This window comes from Paenibacillus sp. FSL E2-8871, from assembly GCF_038000345.1.
Classification (GTDB): domain Bacteria; phylum Bacillota; class Bacilli; order Paenibacillales; family Paenibacillaceae; genus Paenibacillus_AQ.
The window spans coordinates 1,828,137-1,851,937 of record NZ_JBBOBV010000001.1; the positions used below are offsets into that span (position 1 = coordinate 1,828,137).

Sequence of the window (23,801 nt, forward strand, 5' to 3'; positions counted from 1 at the left end):
TCGTTATCTTTTCATTTAAATATAGGATGAAGTTAATCCCGCAGCAATTCGTCCCTCACTTCGGTCAGCACGAATCCAAGTAGGTTCCTACCCCGCCATTTTACGGGATTCTCCGCATCCGGATTGGACTGGCTCATGCCTATTCCCCAAATGCGATCCTGTGGGCTAGCTTCGACGAGAATACGGTTTTTCGTTGACTTGAGGTATTCGCCAAGCTTCGGATTCTGCGAAAATTTGGCTATATTTCCTCTTTTGACAATGTCATAGCATTCTTTATCCCAAGTGTCATTTTCGAAGTTTCTTACTGCACGCCCGTAGGCTTTCATCTCCTTGGGATGCTTAGCTTTAAGGATCGCGTCCAACATATCGTCATCTCCAAACAGTCTTGCTTTCTCGGACATCATAAACTGCTCGACACAGGAATACTCGATCCCCTCTATCACGAAAGGACTCATCCACCATTGGCTGAAGCAGCTTTTGTCGACGCCGTCGTGCTTTGGCGGTGTATGGCCCCAGAAGAACACAAACTTGAACGTTTTGCCCGCGATATAAGCTTTTCTTAACTGCTCTATATTGTATATCATTGATATTCCTCCATATTTCTCCGATATAAACGGGAAGGACGGTGTCCCGCATTTTCAGTATAATGATCGGTCTCCGCTACGAGATCCGCTACTTTACGCCGGAATGCGGCTTTCAGCAGCTCTTTGTCTAAGATCACCTCATAAACCTGCTGTAGATCCGTCAAAGTGAAGAGACCCGGCATCAAGTTTAGCGCAATATCGGTGTAATTCACTTTTCCCCGCAGTCTCTCAATAGCGCAAGCTATAATCTTCGCATGATCAAAAGCCAATCCGTCATTTGATACAATGGAGTATGCGGTTGACGTAGAGGCCGACTTTGATGTCATCGTCCGACCCACAACTGCCGTAAACTCTTCTTCATCGCTACTTAGCTTGAGCTCGTATTCCTTCGTTTTCACATACCCATCCTCAATAATCTCTTTCCGCTCGCGCAGAAGCCGATAGGTTACCTTGAACCAGGCAGCATGGACAGCGTCATCTCCTGCTTTCAGCTGTACCTGATCACTGTTGATTAAGGCCATGTAGCTGCAGCTCATCACCCAGGTACGAGGGTCCCTTCCAACATCGCTGAAGGTGTACAACTGCTCCAAATAAACGTCATCCACACCGGTTTCCTCACTCAGCTCCCTCACCGCCGCCTGCTCTGTCGTCTCGTCCGGCCGGACGAAACCGCCTGGAAGTGCCCATTTGCCCAGGAACGGGTGACCTCCCCGCTGAATGAGCAGAATTCGCAGCTCTTTTTCCGGAAGCTTGCGGTAGCTGTCCGCCTCCGTGTTCGTAACGGTGAAAATGACCATATCCGCCGCCACCGAAGGCCGCTCGAAATCCCCGGCATGGTACTGCTCTAAAAATTGACGTTCCGTAAGTCCATCGCGATCCAACATATTCATGTATCCTTGCCTCCTTTGTTCTTTATTCTAGCCATTCAACTCTCCGAAATAGTTCCGGTAGGGCTCGAACTTTGCCAAGACCTCACTTACTTTGTGCATTCGTTCCTCTAGGTTTCCTCGCAACGTGATATAGGGAATCCGCCGCTCTTTCAAATCAGCAATGATTTGCTTATGAAAAATATGCCGCTTCTGATCCCCGCTACGGTCCCATGTATTCTCATAAGGAATATCATCGTCACACAGGAAAAACAGATCGTAGCGCTGCGCGTTTTCTAATGCGATCCGGGCTAAGCATTCAGGAGCCCGGCCGTGGTAATCCAAAGCAAACATATATGTGGTAATTGCATTGGTATCGACAAAGAGATATCGGTTAGCTTCCAGCAGCGCCTGCTCCTCACGTTCGATATGGCCCAAAGCGATCTCATCGAACGCTTCTAGGTTAATTCTACGATCTACTTGATGCTCGGTCCAGTAATCACGCCCATATTCGCTTGCAAAGGTTGTGCGATACCGCCGCGCCAGCGCTTCGGTGATTGTAGATTTGCCAGTCGACATCGCTCCCACAAAAACCACTTTCGTGATTAACCCCCTATACACGACATCACTTACAAATCTGCGATATTTATAAGGGTTGGCACGCACCATCGTGGCCGAAATCGGTACCCGCTCACGGGCTTCATCCACCCGCCGGTCCGCCGCGCCTAATGCGACACTCATATGCTCACCGTAAAATTCACTAGAGTAAAAATGCGTCACTTGCTCGCCCTTCAGCAGCCCTAAAATATACTGCTCCTCTCGAATTTCATGCTCCCGATCGTTCGAATACCCGTCTGGACCGTCCCAAGCTTCGATTACCCGGACCGTCGGATAGAGCTTGCGGATCCAGTTCGCCCGGATATGAAGCGGAATCGGGGTCACCGTCGTTTCGTAGATTACCACAATCAATTCGTCGACCTCTTGCAACGCGGTCTCGATCATGAATTGATGTCCTTTATGCAACGGGGCAAACTTCCCCAGCGTTAATCCAAGCGTCTTCATACCGATACCTCCTTAGCCCCTTTATTCCAATTGTAATAGCCGTATGCCGCGTTAATCAGATACGCACTCCACATGACGATCATTAGCACCCCTTCGCTACTGCCTTCTAGCATCCGAATTACCCACAGCAGCACCGTAAACATATTCAAAACAATGTAGACCAGCCATTGTTCCTTAAATCTTCTGACCATTAAAAAGGTAGCCACAATGGATAATACCGTTGTAATAGCATCTATATAAGGCGAGTTCTGCCCTGGGATGAACGATAGCCCGATTCCCAGTAACAGGCAGCCTATTACGCAGACCGCTCCAACAAGGAACAGCCACTTAAGATCCATCTGTCGCATGGATAGTTTGCCGTCTTGGCGGTTGTCTTTCCACATATAGAAGCCAATGACATTCATAGGTACAAAGAATAACAAATTCAGCATGACCTCTCCAAACAAACCGTTTATATAAGCCAAGTACGCGTAACCGACGGTATTGTACATTCCGAAAACATAACTCATCAGGTTTCCTTTCGCCGCGAGCACCACACACAGCACCCCGGTGATAAAGACCGTAAATCCGAATAAGGAATCTTTAGAAATAACCGTAAACGCAACAGCAATAGAGGTAAATAAAACTAGCCAGACGATTTCAAACAGATTCCAACCACCCCATGTTTTATTCACTTTCATCCGCTCCCTTTCATTAAATTTCCTAATCTTCACCATTCAGTTTATTGTTAGTAACCTTTTGATAATAACAATTTGTTAATATCAAATATAGCAAAAAGGCGAGGAAGATGCAATAAAAAGGTGAGAATAATTTCCAACTTAAGTCTAGCCCCAGTCCATGGTAGGTATCCTCTTCCTTAGCATAAGCCTATTTCTAGAATCAGCTAACGGTACTTATTCTTGACAATGATTTCTGGCAAGAATATACGCTGACAAAGGAAAAAACCCGCGATTTACGCGGGTTAGCGTTCGAACATGTATTTGTCATCCGGCTACTTCTTCTTCTCTGCTACTACGCTCGAATTATTGCCCACGGGCGTTATTCTTATAGAAATTTGTTACAACCTCCCGTTCCCTATCTTTTTTAATTAATAGCTTTATCGGCTCTGACGTTCCATTTGAACTGGAAGAAGAGGCAAGGGTAGACGGTTGTGGAGTTTGGAGAACATTCTTGCAGATTGTGTTCCCGCTGCTTATGCCGGTGATTGCCACAGTAGCGATTTTAAATACACTTGCTGTGTGGAATGATTTCATGACACCGTTGTTGTTCTTGCAATCCCGTTCAAAGGGTGTATTACTCTTAGAAGTATTCTGCAATCAGTTTTTTCAATGAATAATTTATCTCCCTATATAACTGGCGCTATTTCATTTTTTCCTTCTTAGTATCCTACTCTTTTTTTTGCATGGATCGTAACGGTAATCGGCATATCGGCTTCTGCGTAAATTGATCGTAAGTACTTGGGTGGATGGGTTGCGCAAGATGAAATAACGAATAGATTCCCCATCAGCGATTGAGTCGCCTGGAATACCTAGAATAGCGTCAACTATTATATTTGTGCTTGTCTGGTTTATAATTTTTAAACCCAGCACTCTGCTAGGCAATCCCCCCGTATCTGCATCAGGAGAGTAAAGACGTCCCCGAATGTTTTTGAAACCTGCGGAGCAGATCATGCGATTTGCGTACACATTGCTCCAAAATTGGCGGTAATACCGAAAAATTTTGATTCGGGTCGAGAATCGCAAGGGAAGTCTGTAGTAATCAAAATCACCGATTCGAATCGGTGGACTGTTTAGATCATACGAAAAGACTACTTTCTCCCATGCCTTTTCCGCATTCTGAATAAATGCCATAAGTCGTTTTCTCGAAACCATGCCGTCTCCCTCCTTATCGCTCTTCCATTGCATTCTATGTATGTTACCTTATGGAAGGCACGGCAAGAATGGATCCTCGTATTTCATCCTTGTATACCTACATTTCGGGAGAGAATATCGATCATTTCCATGCAAGCTGCAGCACACAAACAAAACGCGACTAAACCGTTCCTACCGGCAGCCGCGTCATTTCTTGCTAAGTAATTTCCTTATCTCTCTAGCAGTAAATCTAAATCCCGAAAGCCTGGAGTGCTTTTTCGATGAAATGTCCAAACGCATCTTTCCGGTAAAGCATATGTTGCAGATAACTGAATTTTCAAGGAGGGAAGCATATTGAATAAGAAAAGAAAACGTCAAGTCCCCGTTCGCAAACAGCAAAACGAATTTATAACACCTGCAATTTTAAGACGAACGATACGAAATGTGCTACCCTTCTATCGCGAAATCGTGCGCAGTCCAGCATACTCAGCTGCATGGGTACAAGCGGTGAATACGATTGATTTTGTGCAGATGGAAAGACTGTTTCAAAAGGTAAGCCATGCCCCAATTGCAGAATTGGGATCAGGGTACAGTTTCGGCTTTCGTACACCTATGCGGGATCGACTATACGTCAATGGTTTTTTTCTTGACCCCGCTCAAAGTAAGTATAAAGTGGGAGAACATCTCGTAGTAGTACAAGCTATTCTTCCCTTATACCTCAGGTTGGCGACTGATATTCCATTTGCAACGCGTGTCACTGCCGCAATTAATTCAGGTAATACGACAAGACTGAACAGTTTAATTCGCGGATTAATACGCTCCCGTTTTTTACTAACTATCAGAGCACAAGATTCAGGCTTCAGAATCAGCTTTAGATTTCCGATCAGTCGCAAAATATATACTAATTACACCTTACTAGGAGTGGGCTAGTTAGTTGTTAAGACTACCGGCTTTCACTGGTGGCAGCAACTGATTGAACTACTCGCGACTAAAGTGGCAAGATTCCTAAGTACGGGAGACTAACGTCTCCTAACGGATCAGCCCGTAAAAACACACCGTGCTTTGTATAAATCTCACCTACATATCAGAGTCTTTCTTGTAACAGAATCCGCTAATGAATTTGCAGTTATTGCTACTCCTGAACCTTCATTTATGGGTTTGACACTTCCCTTAAAGATGAGCTTCTACTCCGCCGCTTCCGTCAACCATGCTTGCATAACCGGTGATTCCGCCCGATTTAAACGTAGGGCAATTTCGGTATTAACCTCATCCGGCGGCATGACCTCGACAAGGACACATACTGACTCTCGCAGCTGATTCATGGCAAACATGCCTTCATCATCGAGCATTTTCATCGCCAGCTCCATGGCCTTCAGCCTCAAATCAAACTCGCGATTCCCTTCGTCATTCTCAAGATCCGCAATGAAAGGACGCTCAGCAAATCGTTGTTTAACGTGCTCAAAGTTATCATCCCCGAAACAACAATAGGGTGAATCGGCATAGGACCATTTGATGAGTTCAGCAATCGTCGATCCCGGTGTGTCACTTTCGTCTCCTTGTCTGGTCGATTCCATCTCCAAAGCTTCCCACGACCAGGCGGAGATGCTAGGCGCATGTCCCTCGCCAGTAGTATGTAGCGTACAGTAATAATAATGTTCGCCATTTTCAAAAAGAGCACGAAAAGACGTTCTGGCAGCAGCGGCGATTTCTATCGCCAGCGTCTCTATTTCTTGCATCGGCTTCATGATAATGGTCCTCCTTTCCATTAGTCGATCAGCTCAGGTTATTTAAGAACGCTCGTCAATCAGCCGTTCTAGAAATTCCGCAAACGTTGAAGCATACTTGTCGATCAAATCATTCATGAGATCATAACACATGATCGGAAATTCCCCCTGTTTATCTCTAGTAGACGTATCAAAAAAATAAAGCTCGTCGCTATCCGGCACGAACAAGTTCAGTCTGTGGGGAAACCGACCTACCCACCATTCCTCGGCTTTATTCAGTCTATATATGTAAAGAAGGTCGCCGTCGTAATACTCTCTATGTTCCGGAGCTGCGATCGCTAGAATATTGCCGACTCCCAACCGGGCATTACCGTAATGAACCAGCCACCAGCGATAAGATGGCGGCAGGCAGAATCCTAATTCCTCTTCAGCTTCTGCTATCCAGCTTTCTTCCGCACCATGGCCAGGAAACCATTTTAAAGCGGAGGTCGTTTTCAGTTTTTCTGCCAAACGCTCATACATAAGTTCGATCCCCTCTCCTTATACATGGGTTTATTGTAAGTTTTGGATATCTCTCCAATCTTCTACAAATGATTATGCGGCGCTTTTCCTGCTACAATGTTATCAGGATGAACGTCAGTTGGCTCATAGTCATTCATACGGAGAAGGATATACTCAATCTCTTCTAATGGCATCTGCAATTTTTGGCTGACTTCATAAAGACCCATGTCTTGCGAAAGTAGTTTCCGTGCTTGATTTAACTTTCCATTTAGCCAATTGTTTTCAAGCATCCATTTTTTCACCAGATCCAGTAGTTGATTTTGAGTTTCCTTATCTGCATGCTTATTATATTTAGCGACTGACTCTGACAAATAGTTACAAAGGTGACTGCCTAATACCTCACGTTGCTCATGCTTGGACATCCGTTGGTACTGTTCATAACTTATGCTGATATCTAATTCGAGGGTATGATCCCTGCTATCAAAACGTCTGGATGTTGTTCGACCATAACTTTCAGGTAAAACACGCAATACAAAAAAGATATCATAGGGAAACTTCCATGTATTTGCTAATTCCTCTAAGGGCAGCAGCTCATCTCTCAATTGACCCACACACGTTCCATGTGTATCCAAAGTAAAAACTAGTTTCATACATACCTCCCTCTCCCACACTTAAGGAGTATCCGGATCATCTGTTATTTTCTGAGATCGCTTCGCAGCCTTTCGACAAGAGCCACTGCTCCATAACTTCAAACGCCTGCCCCGCATCCTGTTCATAGAAGACAGCCACCTCTTGCTGGTAGGCATAATTCAATCGTACATAGCCGCCCAGCTTCCGGTAGAACAGGAAACAAGCATAGGCATTCTCAATGGACAAATCCGGCGGAAATTCGTTTTGGCATAAGTCGGCCAGTTCGGGCAGCGTAAGCTGATCCTGTCCTTGTGGCAAACGCAAAAAGAGATGGCTCCGAGTGCCCGTCCACGGTTCATAGTAGATGCTCTCCCCTTGGCTGATTCCATACACCTGACGATATATTTCATCCAGCACCAAGGCGTACATCCCTTCGTCTTCCTGCTCCCGTGCCTGCAGGGAAATCGCCTTTACGTGCTCCGCATGCCGAGGTAGCCAGAGCAGCCTAGCTGTCTGGGGATGTACTGCCAGAAAATCACCGTCCACCGTTGTACCTATAACGATACACTCGCCGATCTGTTGCTCACTAATGGGGCTGTTTTCGTCATGCTCCCATAATCCGTACTCGGCAAAAGGTTTAAGCACCTCCGCATCGGGAAGCTGAACATTCAACCACCCTCTGTAAGTCCCTTCACCGAATCGCCGCAAAAACCGGAGGTAGCCCTGTGGATAAACAGTAACGTCTTCCTTCGCAAGTGCTTGGTTTTGGCCGTCAGATAGCGGTTTTGGCTGAGATACGATGTACATAAATACTCCTCCTGTTAACTGAACGATCCTACCTTTTATTGAAAACCCAATTTTGCTAAAGATTGTTGTATTTCCCGGTCTGCTTTACTTTTGAAAGTTGCAAACTCCACTGAAGATAAAGAATTCGGAAGTTTCTGATGGATAAAGGAATCAAAATCGATTGCCGTCTTGAGAATACGAAGCGTGTGCAGCAAAGGTAGTTGCTCCATTCCCGTCAAACGGGTTAAGCCTTTACAATTCCTAATAGAAAGTTCCTCCAGTGCCTTCATTTCCTGGTTAAAGCTGATTTCCTTCAGTTGGATTTGATCCTCAATAACAAGTCTCTTCAGCGCTTGAAAGGCTGTAATATTGGTCAGGTCATGGAAGCCGCGGACTCTAGTAATCTCCAGGTTCTCGATTGTATTCTCTTCAATTTCATGAATGTGCTCCCGGCCTCCAAGCAAAATGCGAAGGTGCTCCAGCTTCCTCAGCCGGTTAATACAATGTAACGGCAGTTTGCTGATCGAATGCAGCGCGAGATAATTCAAGTTCTCCAGATAACCTATAGCATCAAGGTTTTTAACCTTACCCCCTACATGCAATTCCTCCAGATCAGAGAACTCTCTAAAATATTGCAGGTTGAGGGTCTTTTTATCCGAGATAATGTTTAATTTATTTAGAGAGTGCAACGTATCAATCCCCAGAATTTCCGAATTCTCCAGCTCGTATATGCCTATGCTCAAACTGCGCAGGTGATCCAGCTTCGCCAATGCTTCAGTGTTATGTGCCTGGGTGAGACTATCGAGGTGCAGCATTTTCACATGAGGAATCCGCAAGAGAGTATGACAATCAAAAGACAGCGAATAGTGGGCGTAGAAACGTACTCCGAAATCCTCATTCCAGCGCGCGCAAAGCTCATCCACTTCTTCCAATATGGAGCCATAAAAATCCGGGTGAGAGAATTGAATAATCACTTGGTTACCGTCGTGCAAATCCCGCTCGATCAGATCCCGGTCCAGCAGGGCAGGATTATTGATCAGAATTCTTTTTTTCCATATTTTCCGCATCCATTAATCCTCCTTTTTTGCCATTGATCACAAGCCCGTATTTACTGAAAATCCACGATTTGCTCAAATCGTGAATCGCATCATGGCTTATACGCACAGAAGGCTTTTGCTCCTTCATAGCATCTGCGTCATGCGTCGAGAAGCGAAGCGGCTTTGTCATTTTATTAATAGAGTCTTTTATTTCATCCAAAAACTTATATGTTAACGGCTTATGATCCCTGATATCCTCATAGATATAATACTTCCCGTTTTCATCTTCCAAATCCATTTGAAAGCCTTTAGGAAATGAAAGCAAGATACACGGCAATTCATCCTCTGCCCATTGTCCGTAATAGGGAAAATGGACACCTTCATTTCTCGCAAAAAATCCGGAGCCTTCATTATCAGACGCAACAGAAATGGAATAAACAAAGAATGGGTGACCATCATTCCTTTTTTCCTCTGCCGTAAAATAATGATAAAATGACTGATACGCCTCATACACCTGATTCTGGTCATGCTCTGTCTGGGCATAATTGGTTAGATAAAATTGCGCTTGCTTATGTTCAAAAAGCTTCAAAACGCTTTCAAACTCTTCCGGCCTTATGAAGAATCTAAGTTTATAAAATCCGCTGTTCTTTAATCTGTCCATTTCTTTTCTCTCACCGCCATGTTCTAAAGTGTCATCTCAGATGACCTTAGCCATTTCCTCATGTATTTTCAAAATTCATATTTCGCAAATCGTTCATTGAGAGTTTCTTCGTGCGGGATCCACTCCCAATCGCTCCATAATGACATTCTTACGAGTTCTGACAGCTTATCTACGGCTTGTGCCGGACTCGTAATGCTAATGAAGTCGTCAAAATCCTCATTGCGGATATCCAACGCTTTCTGCAAATAGTCATTGTTAAGACGCTCTTCTTTGAGTTGTTCATATTCATCCCTCGTCCACTGTTCACAAAAGATTCTTTCGGCCTCAATATCTCCATTCTCGAACAACGACAACTCGAATATTTCCTCATTTATATATCCGGCGGTCATCACTGGCTCCTCGATAAGCCGAGACAGCGTTTTGCCGATCTCCTTCACCGTACCCCATACAAAATAATCATGGAGCACGCTGATCCAGTACTCGTTGCTTTTGCTTACGTACATGACAACATTGAACTTTTGAGCCACAGTATTTGGCTTGCCTAATACTGTGGCATGCCCTTCGCTTAGCTCTCTTAATGCTTCGACAGTCTTATCAAGGTTGTTCGACTTGATATGCAAATTTGCGAATGATCTTCCCACGGGATGGCCTCCTCTAATCGCTTTCTTATTCAGACTGATTCTTATTTATATCCTATAGATTGTATCTAAGTATGTCTCTTATTTCCATTATAGTGATCATTTGTCCTGAGTCTTCCTACTTTTCACCTGAATTTTGGAAATGACCTTTACAAGAGAGAGATACTGTATTGTTGCTTCAAGCTGAGCTAGATCTCGATAGCACAGTCATGACTGTGGTTTTGTGTTCTTTATAAAAATCCATATTTGCATCCCTGAGGTTAATATGCCGTTACTCTATTCTAACTTGGACATATCGTATTATGAGACTTTTTCCAAAAAAAGCATCTGAGGGGTTGGTTAGATGAAAGGTGTTTCTATTATTACCTGTACAAATCGTCAAAATTATTTAAACAACCTACTCCAAAATTACAACAGACAACGATATGCCCAAAAAGAACTCATCATTATTATCAATAACAATGCAATTCCACTTTCCCCCTACCAACACTTAGCTAAAAAATACAAAAACATAAAGATATTTCGTAAGCCAGAACATCAAACTCTGGGTTCATGCTTAAACTATGCCGTCACGAAATGCAAATATCATACCATCGCCAAATTCGATGACGACGATTATTATGCCCCTCATTATTTGACAGAAAGTATTCAGACATTAAATAGAACAAATGCTGATATTCTTGGAAAACGAGCTCATTATATGTATTTAAGTGGTTCAAAGACTTTAATCCTTCGTTTCGCGCATGACGAACATCGAACAGTTACCCATCTCCCAGGCGCTACACTCGTCTTCAAACGTAAAGTATTCGATCATGTGAAATTCCCTAATAAAAACGTGGGTGAAGATGATCTTTTTTGCAGCAGAAGTAGAAAGAAAGGTTATAAGGTTTATTCTGCGAGTAAGAATAACTTCGTAGCCATCCGTAGAAAAAACTCTTCAAAGCACACATGGATCATCAGTGATAGCACTTTAATAGCAAACCATAAGATCATCCGTAATATTAAAAATTACAAAGCATTTGTTGGACGCAGTCCAAAGATCAAATTATGAAACGGGCTACAGATTCCACTATATCTGCTGTATCTATTCTGACCTGTACGAAACGAGCTGACTGTATAAATACACTGTTTGATAACTATCGACGACAAAATTTTAATCTTAAAGAACTTATCGTAATCATAAATAATGATAGTTTGAAGATAGATGACTATACAGCTGCTGCAAAAAAACATAAGAATGTGTGGGTTTTTAAAGTACCGGAACATCATTCTCTCGGTTATTGTTTGAATTTTGGTGTGCAATTAGCGAATTATAGTTATATTGCAAAATTTGATGATGACGATTATTACGCTTCCAACTATTTAACTGATAGCATGCAAATACTCCATAAGACTAAAGCAGATGTCGTTGGAAAACGGGCTCACTATATGTATTTGAATGATAAGAAGTTACTTTTGCTTCGTTACCTCCGAATGGAGAATAAATATGTAACTAATGTTCAAGGTGCGACCCTACTCATTAAACGCAAGGTGTTCGATCAGATTTCTTTTCCAAATCGGAACAGAGGTGAATGCGTTAAATTTTGTGCTGATTGCGCAGCTCATGGCTTTAAGATTTACGCAGGTAATAAGTATAACTTCGCTGCAATTCGTAGAAAAAACTCCAAAGATCACACCTGGATCGTCAGCGACAAGAAGCTTTTATCAAAAAGTGTTAAAGTTATTAAAGTAAAAAACTTCAAAAAATACGTCACTCGAAACTGAATTAATGAAATACGAAATGCAGACTTTGGCCAGATCGAGTTATTTGCTGATGTTACCGGACACTATTCAATAACGAGAGACTACCATTTGTGCGGTAATAACCCAATAAAAAGACTGGATGGCAACATAACCATGTTGCTATCCAGTCTTTTTATAAGGGCTTCAAATCGTAAAATACCAAGAGTTAGTTTTTAAAATTTCTAATAGATAGAAGTCACGCTTCACTTTACTCACCTCGCTATTTTATTTATTTATTTTTTATTGCAAATGCAACAATTATGAGATAAGTTTATATATATTATTTATTGCATTTACAACAAAATACGCGCTAAGGAGTTATTTATGAAGGAAATCCTACGTGAAATTGGAATGATAGCTAGGGCATTAGATTCAATAAGCAATATAGAATTTGCAGAACATGACCTTACAAAAGGGCAATATTTGTACCTTGTTCGAATATGTGAAAACCCAGGAATAATTCAAGAAAAGTTAGCTGAGATGATAAAAGTAGATCGAACAACAGCTTCACGTGCAATTAAGAAATTAGAAATTAATGGATTTATCGAAAAGAAAGAAGACAATCAAAATAAAAAAATAAAAAAACTATTTCCAACGGAGAAAGGGGTTACTTTGTACCCATACATAAAAAGGGAAAACGATTATTCCAATAAGGTCGCATTATCTGGATTCTCTGAGAGTGAAGTAGAAACTATGTTTACTTTGCTGCAGAGAGTCAGAAAAAATGTAGAAAAAGACTGGGAGTTAGTCAAAAAAGGAAACAAAAGAGATTATTGACTTAGTAAACGGAGGACAAATAAAAATGACCTTAAATATAAAAAAGTGTACGTTTGAAGATTTAGGGTTGCTCCAAGAAATCAGTGTTGAAACATTTAACGATACATTTCAGAATCAAAACTCACCTGCAATTATGAAAGCTTACTTAGATCGTGCTTTTAATTTGAAACAATTAGGAAAAGAATTATTAAATAATTGTTCGGAATTCTATTTTATTTTTTTGAATAAGGAAGTTGCTGGGTATTTAAAGCTAAACTTTAATGATGCCCAATCAGAAAAAATGGGTAATGATTCGCTTGAAATCGAGAGGATTTATATCAGGGGAAAATTTCATAAACGGGGACTAGGTAAATACCTGATGAATAAGGCTTTAGACATAGCAAAAGATCAGAATAAAGAGAAGATTTGGTTAGGCGTTTGGGAAAAAAATAAGAATGCAATTAAATTCTATGAAAAAATGAATTTCGTTCAAACAGGGACTCACTCTTTCTATATGGGTAATGAAGAACAAATAGATTTTATAATGACTAAAACACTCAGTTAATATTCTCATATTTCGTAAACTAGAACATCATCAGAAAAAAAATCGGCACCAAGTATATAGATATACGCTAACTAGGTGCCGACTGATAAACGCCTATAATAGATTTAAATTAATAGCACCATGCTTACGAATGCGGACAGGATAAATCTGCTCAACACCAAATGAGTGCATATATGCTTTATAGGAATCCGTGTATTCTTTTGGCAATAAAGCCATTATAACTCCTGCAAAACCGCCTCCATGTACCCTGCAGGCTCCTGCCCCCTTCTCCTTGATAAACAGCTCAGTTAATGCCAAATATAGTGTCACACCCTGTTCAGTAGGAGTAGAGTTAGAATAGCAATTTTGCAGCCATTTCCAGGATGAGTTTCCAGATTCATTTACGAGTCTTATGAAGCTGTTTGCATTATCGTCTGTCAAAGCTTCTACTTGTTGATCAACTCGAATGTTTTCCTCATAGAAATGCAGTGCTCTCAATACAGCTCTATCTCCAACACTCTCTCTAAGTTTGTCCAGGTTGTCCAATATATCTTGCTTTTCTAAATCACGAAGCACATTTTTCCCAAGTTCTCGGGCAACAGCCTTCATTTCTGTTGGAATTGAGGAGTATTCTTCACTTAAATCTGCATGGTTTGCACCTGTGGGGACAATAAATAACTCATAACCTTTGTCAATGGATGAAAAATTTAATGTAGTGATCAGCGGAGCCTCGATGGTTTTAAAATCAATCGAAATTAGTCCCCCATATCCACAAGCAATTTGGTCGAGCAAACCCGATTGTTTGTTCCACTCTGAATTCTCTGCATATTGGCCTATCTTGGCACAGGTAACGACATCCATCTCGTTATTGTTGTAGAAGAAATTAATAATTGAACATATCAACATCTCAAAAGAAGCTGATGAGCTTACACCTGCTGCACTTATGACATCACTTGTGATACAAACATCAAAACCGCCTAATTTATAACCGTAACGTTCAAAACCGTCCAAAATCCCTTTAACTAAGGTATATGTTCCTGAAAGGTTAAGGCTATTCCCACTCGAATTCAAATCAATATTGAAGTCTTCGTTATAGGTAATGCTTTTTATACGAATAATATTTTGATCATTTTTCGCAGCCGCTCCAATACAATCCATGTTTATACTGGCAGCAATTACTTTACCCAGATTATGATCTGTATGATTGCCACTAATTTCACTGCGCCCTGGTGAGCTAAAGAGAAACACTTCGCCCTCTGCAAATTTTTTTACATATTCCTGAACCAAGGTTTTATATCTTTGCTTTTGATCGTTAATGATAGATGGAACATCACCATACAGACTTTCTAGTGTTCTTTGAAATTCTTTTGATTCGATCAGTTGAATTGTTTCTGTAATTGATGGCATCCTTTGAATTCCTCCATATGTATAATTGATCAAGAAGAATATAGCATTTATTAATTATTTCATACTAGTGAAAAATGTAACTTTTATATGGATGATTATGACTTATAATTCCTCAAATATATATATTTAGTGTATATGTTATTGCGCTGTGATAACCAAATAAAAAGACTGAATGCCATAGCAAGGTAGCTATATGCATCCAGTCTTTCTTTTTAAAAGGTATAATCGTAAAATTTCTCTGCATTACTTACGCTAGACCATATATCTGCGCTTTCCCCACCTATATACCAATAAGCAATTCCGGCTAGATTGTTCTTAACGCTTAAATCGTATTTTGCTATTAATGAACGGCCATCCTCAATCCAGATCGTGTGTTTTATGGACTGCTTTGAATAGTTGGCAACATATTGTCCTAAAGTCTCATTCCATACGGGCTTCATTCCATAGCTACTAATTATCTGATTTTGCTCCGGAAGCGAGATATACTTTGAAGATGAAACCGTACCATTCTGATTCAATGTCCAGTCACGATTATATAAAGGCAGTGCCAATATAACCTTATGGCTGGGTACGTCCTTTAGTACAGTATCCACTGCATGATGATCAAAAGGAATAGAAGCATTGGGCCCTGGAAGCTTACTCCCGTCATAATGTTCGTCATAACCCATCATCACCATATAGTTCACTTGCTTACCTAGTGCAGCGTAGTCAAAAGCATCTGTCCAATCTGTTCCAAGATCAGGAGAGACGTCTATTGATAGCTTCGCGTTAAGAGCATGCATTTTCTCAGCTAATAATGTAATGAACGAGGTCAAATACTCACGATCGTCAGGCGCTACATTTTCAAAATCAATGTTTAGTCCATCTAATCTATATTTGCTCACTAAAGCTACTAATTGATTTACTGCCGTATTCCTTGAGGTTACACTCGACAACATTTGATGGGTCGCTTCTTGATCCGATCGATTGCCTACCATCGCCCATATTTTCTTATTATTCTTCTTTGCCCATGTGATCAGCGAAGTATCCGTTGAATCCGTTACTGCACCTGTTTTTCCTACATAATACCACCGTGGTGATAAGGTGTTAACGTTGGATTTCAGAACCGTATTCTCATATTGTGCCGTCGTCTGCCCATATTGCCAGCCTATAACGATTCGATCCTCCGGCTCATCATCGAGTTCTGCTGCCCAACTCTCATTTTGCAGCACTCGGTCAATCAGGACGGCCGTTTCCTGTCTAGTTATAGGATCAGAGGGGCGGAAATTCTTGCGATTATCCCCCTTCATCAAACCTAGATCATTTACAGTAGCAACAGCTGATCTTGCCCAGCTAGCAATCTTATTTCGATCATTGAACGAAGTTAGAGCATGAGTATGGTTTGTTTGCTTTAAAGCTTTGGCCATCCATACAGCCGCTTCCTGCCTGGTAACTGCTTTTGCTGGCGTGAAAGTAGTTGCCGATGTGCCGTTAGCCAGCTCAAGCTGAACAGCTGCCTGTATCCAGCCGTAATACCAAGCTTTTTTAGCTACATCTGTATAAGGAGATACTGGACTGACTGCCGGATCAAGCTTTAGCAGACGGTCAAGAACCGTAATGAATTCCGCTCTAGTAATCGATTTAGTAGGTGAGAAGCTTGTCGCCGTTGTGCCGGTTAATATGTTGCGGTGATACAAATCTATAATTTCATTTTTAGCATAACTAGTATCTATATCCTTAAAAGGCGCCTCATCATCAGCCGATATATGTTGAATAAATACTCCAGCTACAAGCACTACTACAAGTATCGTAATTACAAATCTACCAAATCTATTGTTCACGAGATGATCCTCCTCGGATATAATCTTCGAATTATACCAAGGATAGAAGCTATAAACACTGCTAAAATATTGGTAGAGCGCAAAAAAATAGGGCATCCCACTAGCCGTTACGACTTTTAGGATCCCCCTATGATTTAAAGAGCCCGAAATAAAAGCTCCCCTTTGGATTGAATATATCGATACATCGCACCACAAACCACTATTATTAGTACTCCAATCCCTAACAATACGAGATTGCCATTCAGATCAGATAGCAGCAGACTCAAACCAAATGGAATCAGTAAGCTTATAAACCCTATCAACATCGCCACTAAGACGGATGCGCTTTGTTTGACTACCGATACTTCATTTGTCCACTCCAGTTTAGGTAACTTCAAATTAACGAGTACACCAGTCATTGCAGTAAGACAAGCATAAAGGACCGGAATAACCAATAATAGCAAGCTTTCCACCCATCCCGTACCTAGTGATATCATAAGGAGCACACTACTTACAACCGCAATCGGCACGGTAATCGTAAGATTCACTGCAATTTTACTTAGCAATATCGTTATTGTCGGCACAGGTGCGCTTTTTAAAATCCAAATATTATTACCTTCGAGCGATATAGAACTGGATGTCGTACAGCTTAAAGTTACAAAAACGGAAACAAACAGTGGAGCCAGTCGATTCAGATAATTTGAAAGCTCTGGTATCTCAACGAGTTGTCCTAGTTGCTCTGCACTAACGAACAATAAGGCGATCGCTAACACAAGTAACATTACCATGCCTATACTCGTGTTAAGTACATAGATAGAAGAACTAAAATAGCGACGCAGCTCTTTCTTATACAATGTATAAAGCGGTGAGGATACTGCAAGTGATTTCATTTGATATTTATTTTTTGAAAAAGAAGTCGTAAGACCTGTGTGGATCGCTTTATATTTGCTACCAAGCACGATGGTAAACAGCATAAAAGAAATCAGTGAAAAACCAATAAACAATACTAAGGAATCAAACTGAAACGAGCAAACCGCATTTACATACATAAGCGTCAAAGGATACAAGTTGTATATTTGATCAGCAATTTGAGCGCTCATATCCGCAAGTAATTGTGGATTGTTACCATTTATTTGACCTGAACCAACAATTATAGCAATAATTACAACAAAAGTTAGGATGAGCGTTATTATACGACTTCCTTTAAATCTTGAGGAAACCCAGCTGATCAGAGCACCTATAATCGTTGCAGCTATGATCGGCACTAAAGGAATAAATAACAGTGTAATCAAAAAATACAAATAATATAGTACGCCGGGATTCACCTTTATAGCATAAACAATGCCTGCAGGTACCATCACCATCAAAGAGAAGAATAGGTTTAACACATAAAGCTGAGCCACCCGACTTGCTACAATATTACTCGTTTTGATTGGCAGCGACATTACGAGATCGTAGTCTTTGGAGCCAAATAATACACCACTAGCCTTATAGATCGTTGTAAAAAATCCGATTAAGCAAGTAACTGCCATCATTATCGCAAGGAGCAGCTCTGGCCGGCCAATCTGTTCAAGGGTCTCTGCTATCATATAGCTATAACCAAATGAAACCACAGCCATCATAACAATTCCAATTAGGATCCCGATGGTCAGCCACAGCATTTTTTGTCTTTCTTTCACATCACGTGTGTGCAAAGCTTTATTTAACCCAAAGGAAGAGATCAGCTGAATCTTCGTCAATCTCCAGATATTAATCATGCTTAATCAACTCCAAAAATACATCTTCAAGGCTGCTGTCACCCTTCACCTCTTCTGTTTTCCCATGCGTAATCAATTCTCCCGCTTTGATGATGGCAATCTTATTACAGAGCTTCTCCGCTACATCCAGTACATGCGTTGAAAAAAAGATCGCACTGCCCTGACTGCAAATCTCCGTCATGATTTTTTTAAGCGTGTGTGCCGCTTTTGGATCAAGTCCCACAAAGGGCTCATCCAGAACTAACAGCTTCGGTTTATGTATCAGTGCTGAGATGATCGCGAGCTTCTGCTTCATACCATGAGAATACGAGGAGATTAAATCCCCCAAATGAGATGTAATCTCAAATTCATCGCCATATTTCTTAATCAACAACTCCCGATCTGCTTTCGATACACTAAAAAGATCACCAATAAAATTCAAGTATTGAATGCCGGTCAGATGATCGTATAGATCTGGATTATCTGGAATATACGCAGTGATCGCTTTGCAGGCTAAAGGATCTTTTTTGATGGAATATCCACCTATTTCGATATCCCCCTCTTCAAAATCAAGAACACCTACTACTGCCCGAATCGTCGTTGTTTTCCCCGCGCCGTTATGACCGATAAAGCCATAAATATCTCCTTTCTCGACCACTAAGTTCAAGTCATTCACTGCCTTCTTACCGCCCTTATAGCTCTTGGTAAAATGCTTTATTGTCAACATCTTGGCACTCCCTCTCCGTTCGTATTCGTATTAGTAACTTTCATCATGCAATCAATGCCTACCGTTTCATACATTGTTAGGATAGTTTTACTATAGTACGTTTATCCTGTCCATTTAGTTCATTCCTTCATATAAATAAATTTTTCTTTATAAAAACGAAAAAAGAGAGGGGTTCTCCCCTCTCTTTTATAATCCTGTTTATACGTATTTATGGATCGTTGCGAGCAGTTGATCAGCTACATAGTCAACTCCGTAAGCAAGTTGATTGTGATCGAAGCGTATTTTCACAAAGCTCTCATCTGTATCAAGCGCATCGGCGAACAAACCAGCTAAACCACGTGCCTTGCGATCAATCTGTAGGAGCAACTCAATGCCATCCTCATTTGGAAAGAAAACGATTTCTAATTCGTCTAGTTGATTCCGGAACTGTGAGGGGGGAACGAATTCAAATTCTTGAACAAAATCTAACCCATTGATCCTGCCATAACGCGGTGAATATTCACAAGTCACTTCACGAATTTGGAACCCGAGCTGATTCATCGCATCCAAAATAATAGCACAATATGGATGAGGGCCTACTTGAAGATAATCCTGATCCTTCGGATCAATTGCCTCTTTAATATCAAGTCCGGTTTGAATCCAAACCGGCGATCTACCTAACGTCACTGGCGTTATCGCCGGAAGCTGGAATGAGACAGGAAATTCATAGACCTGCTCCGCCACTACTTTAAATTTACTTGCTAACAGGAATTTGGATACCGTCGCTTCCACTTCCATCTTCTTATCGTTCAGCTCTTTCAAGTAACGCGTCTTAACGAATGCGTAGACGTCATCGACCTCCTGATCCACTCGGCCACCTTGAATTCGAACGGAACCACTGATCGTATCACCTGCGTTCACGAAATCTTGATGGAGCATGAGATCTACTTTAGCCGCTCCAATTCCGGCACTCGCGAGCATTCGTTTAAACATTGACATTGTAATGAATTCCCTCCCTAATATTTGCATATTTAAGGATACGAAGGGAACCTCCTGAGGTTTCATTTACGGGACAGTAAAAGCCATGCTACTGACAAAAAAGAAGCATCCTCACCCCAAATAGGGTCGAATACTTCTTTTTCTTCACAAAGCCTACGCTGATGCGAACTGACTGTTATATAATCTAGCGTAATATCCACCGCTGGCTAGGAGTTGATCATGCGTACCACTCTCCACAATGTCTCCATCCTTCATAAAAAGAATAAGATCCGACTCTCGAATCGTTGACAATCGGTGGGCAATCACAAAGCTGGTCCGACCAGCGATCATAGTCAGAAAAGCTTTCTGAATCCGTACCTCAGTTAATGTATCAATACTGCTTGTAGCCTCGTCTAAGATGAGCATAGGAGGATCTACAAGCATTACTCGTGCAATGGTAAGCAGCTGCTTCTGTCCTTGGGAGAGATTATCCCCTGAGCCACTGATCTTCGTATCATACCCTTCAGGCAGACGTTTAATGAAGCTATGAGCATTAGCAGCTTTAGCAGCAGCGATGATTTCCTCCTCTGTAGCCCCAGGTTTCCCGTAAGCAATATTATCTCTGATCGTGCCCCCAAAGAGCCAAGTATCCTGCAGCACCATCCCAAAATTACGTCGCAGACTGTCACGCGTAATGGTCTTAATATCCACACCATCAATCTTGATGGACCCACGGTCCACATCGTAGAAACGCATGAGCAGGTTTACCAGCGTCGTCTTCCCTGCTCCAGTCTGACCTACAATCGCAACTCGGGTACCGGGCTTCACTTCTAGACTGAAATCGTTAATCAAGGGACGTTCTGGATTATAAGCAAAGGATACTTTTTCGAAGGTAATGGTTCCTTGACTTGTACTCATGATTTTGGCGCCCTTAGAATCAGCGGGTTCTGGTGTTAGATCGAGAATGGCGAAGATCCGCTGCGCAGAGGCAGTTGCCGATTGAAGCTGTGTAATCACACCTGTTATTTCATTAAACGGCTTAGCGAACAAGTTGGAGAAGATCAAGAAACTGGACAGATCCCCTACCGTGAAATGACCCCGAATTACCATAACACTACCGATCATAGCTATAACTGAGAACGTAACGTTATTTACTAGCCGCGTTGTCGGATTGGATAAGGAGCCATAAAATTGTGACTTCACACCGGTCTGATATAATGTCTCATTTTGTTCTTCAAACTGAGACATTGCACGTTCTTCATAATGATAAGCGGTGACTACTTTTTGCCCGCCGATCATTTCCTCCACATAGCCATTAAGACCACCGAGAATCTTCGCCTGCTCTTTAAACATCTTTTGAGATCGCATCGTAATAAATCTGGCCACAAAAAAGGTGGCGGGTGCTGACAGAAGAACTACTAAGGTCATCAGAGGACTGATGTACAACATAAGCACAATTGCCCCAACAATGGTGATGATCCCTGTAAGCAGTGTGGAGAAACCTTGCAGCAGTCCATCAGAGACGGCATCCATATCGTTAACAAACCGGCTGATACTGTCTCCTTGCGGGTGGTTGTCGTGAAATTTTAAAGGCAAAACATTTAATTTATCAAAAAGCTCCCGCCGTAAGTCATATACAGTCCGGTAGGCGATTCGATTCGTCAGATAGGTAAGGAGCCATCCGAAAAAGCTGCCGACAATATATACCGCTGCCAGAATCAAAAGCAATCTAAGTACGGCGTCAAAATCCACCTCTCCCGGTCCGAGCATAAAATCAATGGCTTTACCGATAAGTAGTGGTCCGATTAGACTGGCGATCACACTGAGTAACGCGCATATAACTGCCCCAATAGCAATTTTTCTATAATGTCCTGTATATACAATTAGTCTTTTCCAAATGTTGTTTTTGTTCATTGGCCCGACTCCTCACTCGATAGCTGGGACAGGCAGATTTCTTTGTACACTTCACAACCACGCATCAGTTCCTCATGGGTTCCGACACCGGCGATCCGCCCTTCCTCAAATACCATAATTTTATCCGCTTGCCTTACAGTGCTCACCCTCTGCGAGACAACGAGTACGGTCATTTGCTGGCTGCTCTCTTTGAGCGCTTTACGTAGAGCCGCATCAGTAGCGAAATCCAGCGCACTGGAGGAGTCATCCAGAATTAGAATCGACGGCTTACCTACCACTGAGCGAGCTATCGTCAAGCGCTGCTTTTGCCCCCCGGATAAATTAAGTCCGCCACGTGATACCTGCGTATTCAATCCTTCTGGCAATTTACGAATAAACTCTTCCGCCTGAGCAACAGAGGCTGCTTGCATGATTTCTTCCTCGTTTGCGTCTTCCTTACCCCAACGAATATTCTCAGCGATTGTTCCAGTAAACAACACTGCTTTTTGCGGCACAATCCCTATTTTCTCTCGAAGCTGATGCAGCTTATAATCTCTGACATTCACTCCATCCACTTTAACTTCACCTTGCACTGCATCATAAAAACGTGGAATTAAGTTCACGAAAGTAGATTTACCAGAACCCGTACTGCCAATCAGCCCCACAGTTTCTCCGCGGTTAATGACTACCGAAATATCCTCTAATGCCAATTCTCCTGTTGTATTATAACCAAACGATACATGATCGAATGATATGGCAGGAGCGGTATGATCAGGTTCAGTCATCACAACATTCCCGTCCTCGGACACGGATGCTTTGACACTCAGCACTTCATTCACACGATTGGCAGAAGATGAGGCTTTTGTAAAAATAATGACCAAGTTGGAGACCACTATAAGTGCCAGCAAGATTTGAGTTACGTAATTGATAAAGGCAATGATCTCACCTTGAGACAATTGCCCCCCATCAATGTGAATTCCACCTACCCATAAAATAGCTATGATCGCCGCGTTTACTACAAGTGTCGTCATAGGTCCAAGTAAAGCGGAAATCCGCGAGACCCGGATCGCTGTAGTGGTTAAATCCTCAGATGAGGCATCAAAACGTTCTTTTTCCGTACGTCTCTTCGCAAAAGCACGAATGACTCGTATCCCCGACAAATTCTCACTAAGAACGAGCGCAAGGGCATCCAGCTTCTGCTGGTATTTTCGATACAAAGGTGCACTTCGAGTGATAATAAAATATAATATAATGCCAAAAATCGGCGTTGCCGCTATTAAAATCAGCGATAATCTAAAATCCAAAATCATGGACATTATGATAGCCCCGATACAGATAAACGGCGCACGAATAACCAGGCGAATCAGCATAGCCACTGCAATCTGCAGCTGGTTTACGTCATTGGTAATTCTGTTAATCAGCGTAGGCGTACCGAACATATCCAGCTCAGCGTACGATAAAGATGTAATATGTTTGAACATTTTATTACGAAGCGTCGTGCCGAATCCCTGAGATGCTCGTGCTGCATAGTATTGGCACACCATGGAGCAACCGAAGCCAAGCAGAGACATCAGCACCATCAGGCCACCCATACGGTATACATAAGCACTGTCATGATTTCCTACCCCGTTATTGATGATTAATGCGACAATAGTAGGCAAAATCAGCTCCAGAATCGCTTCCATCAGCTTGAAGATTGGACCGATGATGGCTTCTTTTTTGTACGGCTTTAAATAGACTGCAATTTTAAACAACGTCATCCACACCCAACATAAGAAGTATTTAAGCACTTGAAATATGTATAATAACAGTTATGATTATGGCATATCTACTCACATATTAATAATATTTGATTCGTATC

General features: G+C 41.9%; 25 protein-coding genes. 6 read left to right on the forward strand and 19 right to left on the reverse strand.

Going from position 1 to position 23,801, the window contains the following annotated elements; translation table 11 throughout:
• Positions 1-32: 32 nt before the first annotated feature.
• Genes NYE25_RS08465 through pnuC form a run of 4 tightly spaced genes read right to left on the reverse strand, consistent with a single transcriptional unit; the run spans position 33 to position 3,186 of the window.
• Complete coding sequence (locus NYE25_RS08465) at positions 33-584, reverse strand: NADAR family protein (RefSeq protein ID WP_341053257.1); 552 nt, start codon at positions 582-584, stop codon at positions 33-35.
• On the reverse strand, positions 581-1,474 hold the full coding sequence (locus NYE25_RS08470; RefSeq protein ID WP_341053256.1) for an NUDIX hydrolase: 894 nt from the start codon (positions 1,472-1,474) through the stop codon (positions 581-583). The genes NYE25_RS08465 and NYE25_RS08470 overlap by 4 nt, the downstream gene beginning before the upstream one ends.
• A 27-nt stretch (positions 1,475-1,501) precedes the next feature.
• Entirely contained in the window at positions 1,502-2,512 is a 1,011-nt protein-coding gene (locus NYE25_RS08475) for an AAA family ATPase (protein ID WP_341145685.1), read from the reverse strand.
• Positions 2,509-3,186 (reverse strand): nicotinamide riboside transporter PnuC, encoded by a 678-nt coding sequence (gene pnuC / locus NYE25_RS08480; RefSeq protein WP_341053253.1) that lies wholly within the window; start codon positions 3,184-3,186, stop codon positions 2,509-2,511. The genes NYE25_RS08475 and pnuC overlap by 4 nt, the downstream gene beginning before the upstream one ends.
• Positions 3,187-3,634: 448 nt before the next feature.
• Here pnuC and NYE25_RS08485 point away from each other — a divergent pair, with 448 nt between their 5' ends.
• A complete protein-coding gene (locus NYE25_RS08485; protein WP_341147704.1) occupies positions 3,635-3,844 on the forward strand; it encodes an ABC transporter permease subunit in 210 nt (69 codons plus the stop codon).
• Positions 3,845-3,876: 32 nt separating this feature from the next.
• Here the strand turns inward: NYE25_RS08485 and NYE25_RS08490 are convergent, their stop codons facing one another.
• The gene (locus NYE25_RS08490; protein ID WP_341145686.1) at positions 3,877-4,383 is read right to left on the reverse strand and encodes a DL-endopeptidase inhibitor IseA family protein; all 507 of its coding nucleotides are present in this window, start codon (positions 4,381-4,383) and stop codon (positions 3,877-3,879) included.
• 333 nt (positions 4,384-4,716) lie between these two features.
• Here NYE25_RS08490 and NYE25_RS08495 point away from each other — a divergent pair, with 333 nt between their 5' ends.
• Entirely contained in the window at positions 4,717-5,292 is a 576-nt protein-coding gene (locus NYE25_RS08495) for a hypothetical protein (protein WP_341145687.1), read from the forward strand.
• 254 nt (positions 5,293-5,546) lie between these two features.
• Here the strand turns inward: NYE25_RS08495 and NYE25_RS08500 are convergent, their stop codons facing one another.
• The 7 genes from NYE25_RS08500 to NYE25_RS08530 all read right to left on the reverse strand — a co-directional run bounded on the left by NYE25_RS08500 (position 5,547) and on the right by NYE25_RS08530 (position 10,342).
• Positions 5,547-6,128 (reverse strand): DUF4303 domain-containing protein, encoded by a 582-nt coding sequence (locus NYE25_RS08500; RefSeq protein ID WP_341145688.1) that lies wholly within the window; start codon positions 6,126-6,128, stop codon positions 5,547-5,549.
• Between the two features lie 21 nt (positions 6,129-6,149).
• Positions 6,150-6,608: an SMI1/KNR4 family protein gene (locus tag NYE25_RS08505; protein ID WP_341145689.1), complete on the reverse strand. Its 459-nt coding sequence runs from the start codon at positions 6,606-6,608 to the stop codon at positions 6,150-6,152.
• A 62-nt stretch (positions 6,609-6,670) separates the two neighbouring features.
• Positions 6,671-7,237: a hypothetical protein gene (locus NYE25_RS08510; RefSeq protein WP_341145690.1), complete on the reverse strand. Its 567-nt coding sequence runs from the start codon at positions 7,235-7,237 to the stop codon at positions 6,671-6,673.
• Positions 7,238-7,274: 37 nt separating this feature from the next.
• Entirely contained in the window at positions 7,275-8,024 is a 750-nt protein-coding gene (locus tag NYE25_RS08515) for a hypothetical protein (RefSeq protein WP_341145691.1), read from the reverse strand.
• A gap of 35 nt (positions 8,025-8,059) precedes the next feature.
• Entirely contained in the window at positions 8,060-9,070 is a 1,011-nt protein-coding gene (locus NYE25_RS08520) for a hypothetical protein (RefSeq protein WP_341145692.1), read from the reverse strand.
• Entirely contained in the window at positions 9,033-9,701 is a 669-nt protein-coding gene (locus NYE25_RS08525) for a hypothetical protein (RefSeq protein WP_341145693.1), read from the reverse strand. Before NYE25_RS08525 ends, NYE25_RS08520 begins: the two co-directional genes overlap by 38 nt.
• Positions 9,702-9,769: 68 nt before the next feature.
• Positions 9,770-10,342 (reverse strand): hypothetical protein, encoded by a 573-nt coding sequence (locus tag NYE25_RS08530; RefSeq protein ID WP_341145694.1) that lies wholly within the window; start codon positions 10,340-10,342, stop codon positions 9,770-9,772.
• A gap of 340 nt (positions 10,343-10,682) precedes the next feature.
• Between NYE25_RS08530 and NYE25_RS08535 the strand changes: the two genes are divergently transcribed.
• The 4 genes from NYE25_RS08535 (at position 10,683) to NYE25_RS08550 (ending at position 13,442) form a co-directional block, all read left to right on the forward strand.
• Entirely contained in the window at positions 10,683-11,390 is a 708-nt protein-coding gene (locus tag NYE25_RS08535; RefSeq protein ID WP_076286234.1) for a glycosyltransferase, read from the forward strand.
• Positions 11,387-12,103 carry a glycosyltransferase gene (locus NYE25_RS08540; protein ID WP_341145695.1) on the forward strand — a complete coding sequence of 239 codons (717 nt, stop codon included), beginning with the start codon at positions 11,387-11,389 and terminating at the stop codon, positions 12,101-12,103. The genes NYE25_RS08535 and NYE25_RS08540 overlap by 4 nt, the downstream gene beginning before the upstream one ends.
• Positions 12,104-12,445: 342 nt before the next feature.
• Positions 12,446-12,898: a MarR family winged helix-turn-helix transcriptional regulator gene (locus tag NYE25_RS08545; protein ID WP_339242038.1), complete on the forward strand. Its 453-nt coding sequence runs from the start codon at positions 12,446-12,448 to the stop codon at positions 12,896-12,898.
• A 25-nt stretch (positions 12,899-12,923) separates the two neighbouring features.
• A complete protein-coding gene (locus tag NYE25_RS08550) occupies positions 12,924-13,442 on the forward strand; it encodes a GNAT family N-acetyltransferase (protein ID WP_341145696.1) in 519 nt (172 codons plus the stop codon).
• Positions 13,443-13,535: 93 nt separating this feature from the next.
• Here NYE25_RS08550 and NYE25_RS08555 read toward each other — a convergent pair whose 3' ends face one another.
• The 7 genes from NYE25_RS08555 to NYE25_RS08585 form a co-directional block, all read right to left on the reverse strand.
• A complete protein-coding gene (locus NYE25_RS08555; RefSeq protein WP_341145697.1) occupies positions 13,536-14,828 on the reverse strand; it encodes a galactokinase in 1,293 nt (430 codons plus the stop codon).
• A gap of 212 nt (positions 14,829-15,040) precedes the next feature.
• Entirely contained in the window at positions 15,041-16,648 is a 1,608-nt protein-coding gene (locus tag NYE25_RS08560) for an S-layer homology domain-containing protein (protein WP_341145698.1), read from the reverse strand.
• A 134-nt stretch (positions 16,649-16,782) separates the two neighbouring features.
• On the reverse strand, positions 16,783-18,384 hold the full coding sequence (locus tag NYE25_RS08565) for a hypothetical protein (protein WP_341145699.1): 1,602 nt from the start codon (positions 18,382-18,384) through the stop codon (positions 16,783-16,785).
• Positions 18,377-19,090, reverse strand: coding sequence for an ABC transporter ATP-binding protein (locus NYE25_RS08570; protein WP_341145700.1), 714 nt, complete (start codon positions 19,088-19,090; stop codon positions 18,377-18,379). The genes NYE25_RS08565 and NYE25_RS08570 overlap by 8 nt, the downstream gene beginning before the upstream one ends.
• A 198-nt stretch (positions 19,091-19,288) precedes the next feature.
• Positions 19,289-20,068 (reverse strand): sporulation protein, encoded by a 780-nt coding sequence (locus tag NYE25_RS08575; RefSeq protein ID WP_341145701.1) that lies wholly within the window; start codon positions 20,066-20,068, stop codon positions 19,289-19,291.
• A gap of 153 nt (positions 20,069-20,221) precedes the next feature.
• A complete protein-coding gene (locus tag NYE25_RS08580) occupies positions 20,222-21,961 on the reverse strand; it encodes an ABC transporter ATP-binding protein (protein ID WP_341145702.1) in 1,740 nt (579 codons plus the stop codon).
• The gene (locus NYE25_RS08585) at positions 21,958-23,694 is read right to left on the reverse strand and encodes an ABC transporter ATP-binding protein (protein WP_341145703.1); all 1,737 of its coding nucleotides are present in this window, start codon (positions 23,692-23,694) and stop codon (positions 21,958-21,960) included. Before NYE25_RS08585 ends, NYE25_RS08580 begins: the two co-directional genes overlap by 4 nt.
• Between the last annotated feature and the right edge of the window lie 107 nt (positions 23,695-23,801).

Bases quoted from the DNA above. Each gene is read 5' to 3' on its own strand.
- NYE25_RS08465 (WP_341053257.1), bottom strand. From the start codon at position 584: ATGATATACAATATAGAGCAGTTAAGAAAAGCTTATATCGCGGGCAAA.
- NYE25_RS08470 (WP_341053256.1), bottom strand. From the start codon at position 1,474: ATGAATATGTTGGATCGCGATGGACTTACGGAACGTCAATTTTTAGAG.
- NYE25_RS08475 (WP_341145685.1), bottom strand. From the start codon at position 2,512: ATGAAGACGCTTGGATTAACGCTGGGGAAGTTTGCCCCGTTGCATAAA.
- NYE25_RS08490 (WP_341145686.1), bottom strand. From the start codon at position 4,383: ATGGTTTCGAGAAAACGACTTATGGCATTTATTCAGAATGCGGAAAAG.
- NYE25_RS08500 (WP_341145688.1), bottom strand. From the start codon at position 6,128: ATGGAAAGGAGGACCATTATCATGAAGCCGATGCAAGAAATAGAGACG.
- NYE25_RS08505 (WP_341145689.1), bottom strand. From the start codon at position 6,608: ATGTATGAGCGTTTGGCAGAAAAACTGAAAACGACCTCCGCTTTAAAA.
- NYE25_RS08510 (WP_341145690.1), bottom strand. From the start codon at position 7,237: ATGAAACTAGTTTTTACTTTGGATACACATGGAACGTGTGTGGGTCAA.
- NYE25_RS08515 (WP_341145691.1), bottom strand. From the start codon at position 8,024: ATGTACATCGTATCTCAGCCAAAACCGCTATCTGACGGCCAAAACCAA.
- NYE25_RS08520 (WP_341145692.1), bottom strand. From the start codon at position 9,070: ATGCGGAAAATATGGAAAAAAAGAATTCTGATCAATAATCCTGCCCTG.
- NYE25_RS08525 (WP_341145693.1), bottom strand. From the start codon at position 9,701: ATGGACAGATTAAAGAACAGCGGATTTTATAAACTTAGATTCTTCATA.
- NYE25_RS08535 (WP_076286234.1), top strand. From the start codon at position 10,683: ATGAAAGGTGTTTCTATTATTACCTGTACAAATCGTCAAAATTATTTA.
- NYE25_RS08540 (WP_341145695.1), top strand. From the start codon at position 11,387: ATGAAACGGGCTACAGATTCCACTATATCTGCTGTATCTATTCTGACC.
- NYE25_RS08545 (WP_339242038.1), top strand. From the start codon at position 12,446: ATGAAGGAAATCCTACGTGAAATTGGAATGATAGCTAGGGCATTAGAT.
- NYE25_RS08550 (WP_341145696.1), top strand. From the start codon at position 12,924: ATGACCTTAAATATAAAAAAGTGTACGTTTGAAGATTTAGGGTTGCTC.
- NYE25_RS08555 (WP_341145697.1), bottom strand. From the start codon at position 14,828: ATGCCATCAATTACAGAAACAATTCAACTGATCGAATCAAAAGAATTT.
- NYE25_RS08565 (WP_341145699.1), bottom strand. From the start codon at position 18,384: ATGATTAATATCTGGAGATTGACGAAGATTCAGCTGATCTCTTCCTTT.
- NYE25_RS08570 (WP_341145700.1), bottom strand. From the start codon at position 19,090: ATGTTGACAATAAAGCATTTTACCAAGAGCTATAAGGGCGGTAAGAAG.
- NYE25_RS08575 (WP_341145701.1), bottom strand. From the start codon at position 20,068: ATGTCAATGTTTAAACGAATGCTCGCGAGTGCCGGAATTGGAGCGGCT.
- NYE25_RS08580 (WP_341145702.1), bottom strand. From the start codon at position 21,961: ATGAACAAAAACAACATTTGGAAAAGACTAATTGTATATACAGGACAT.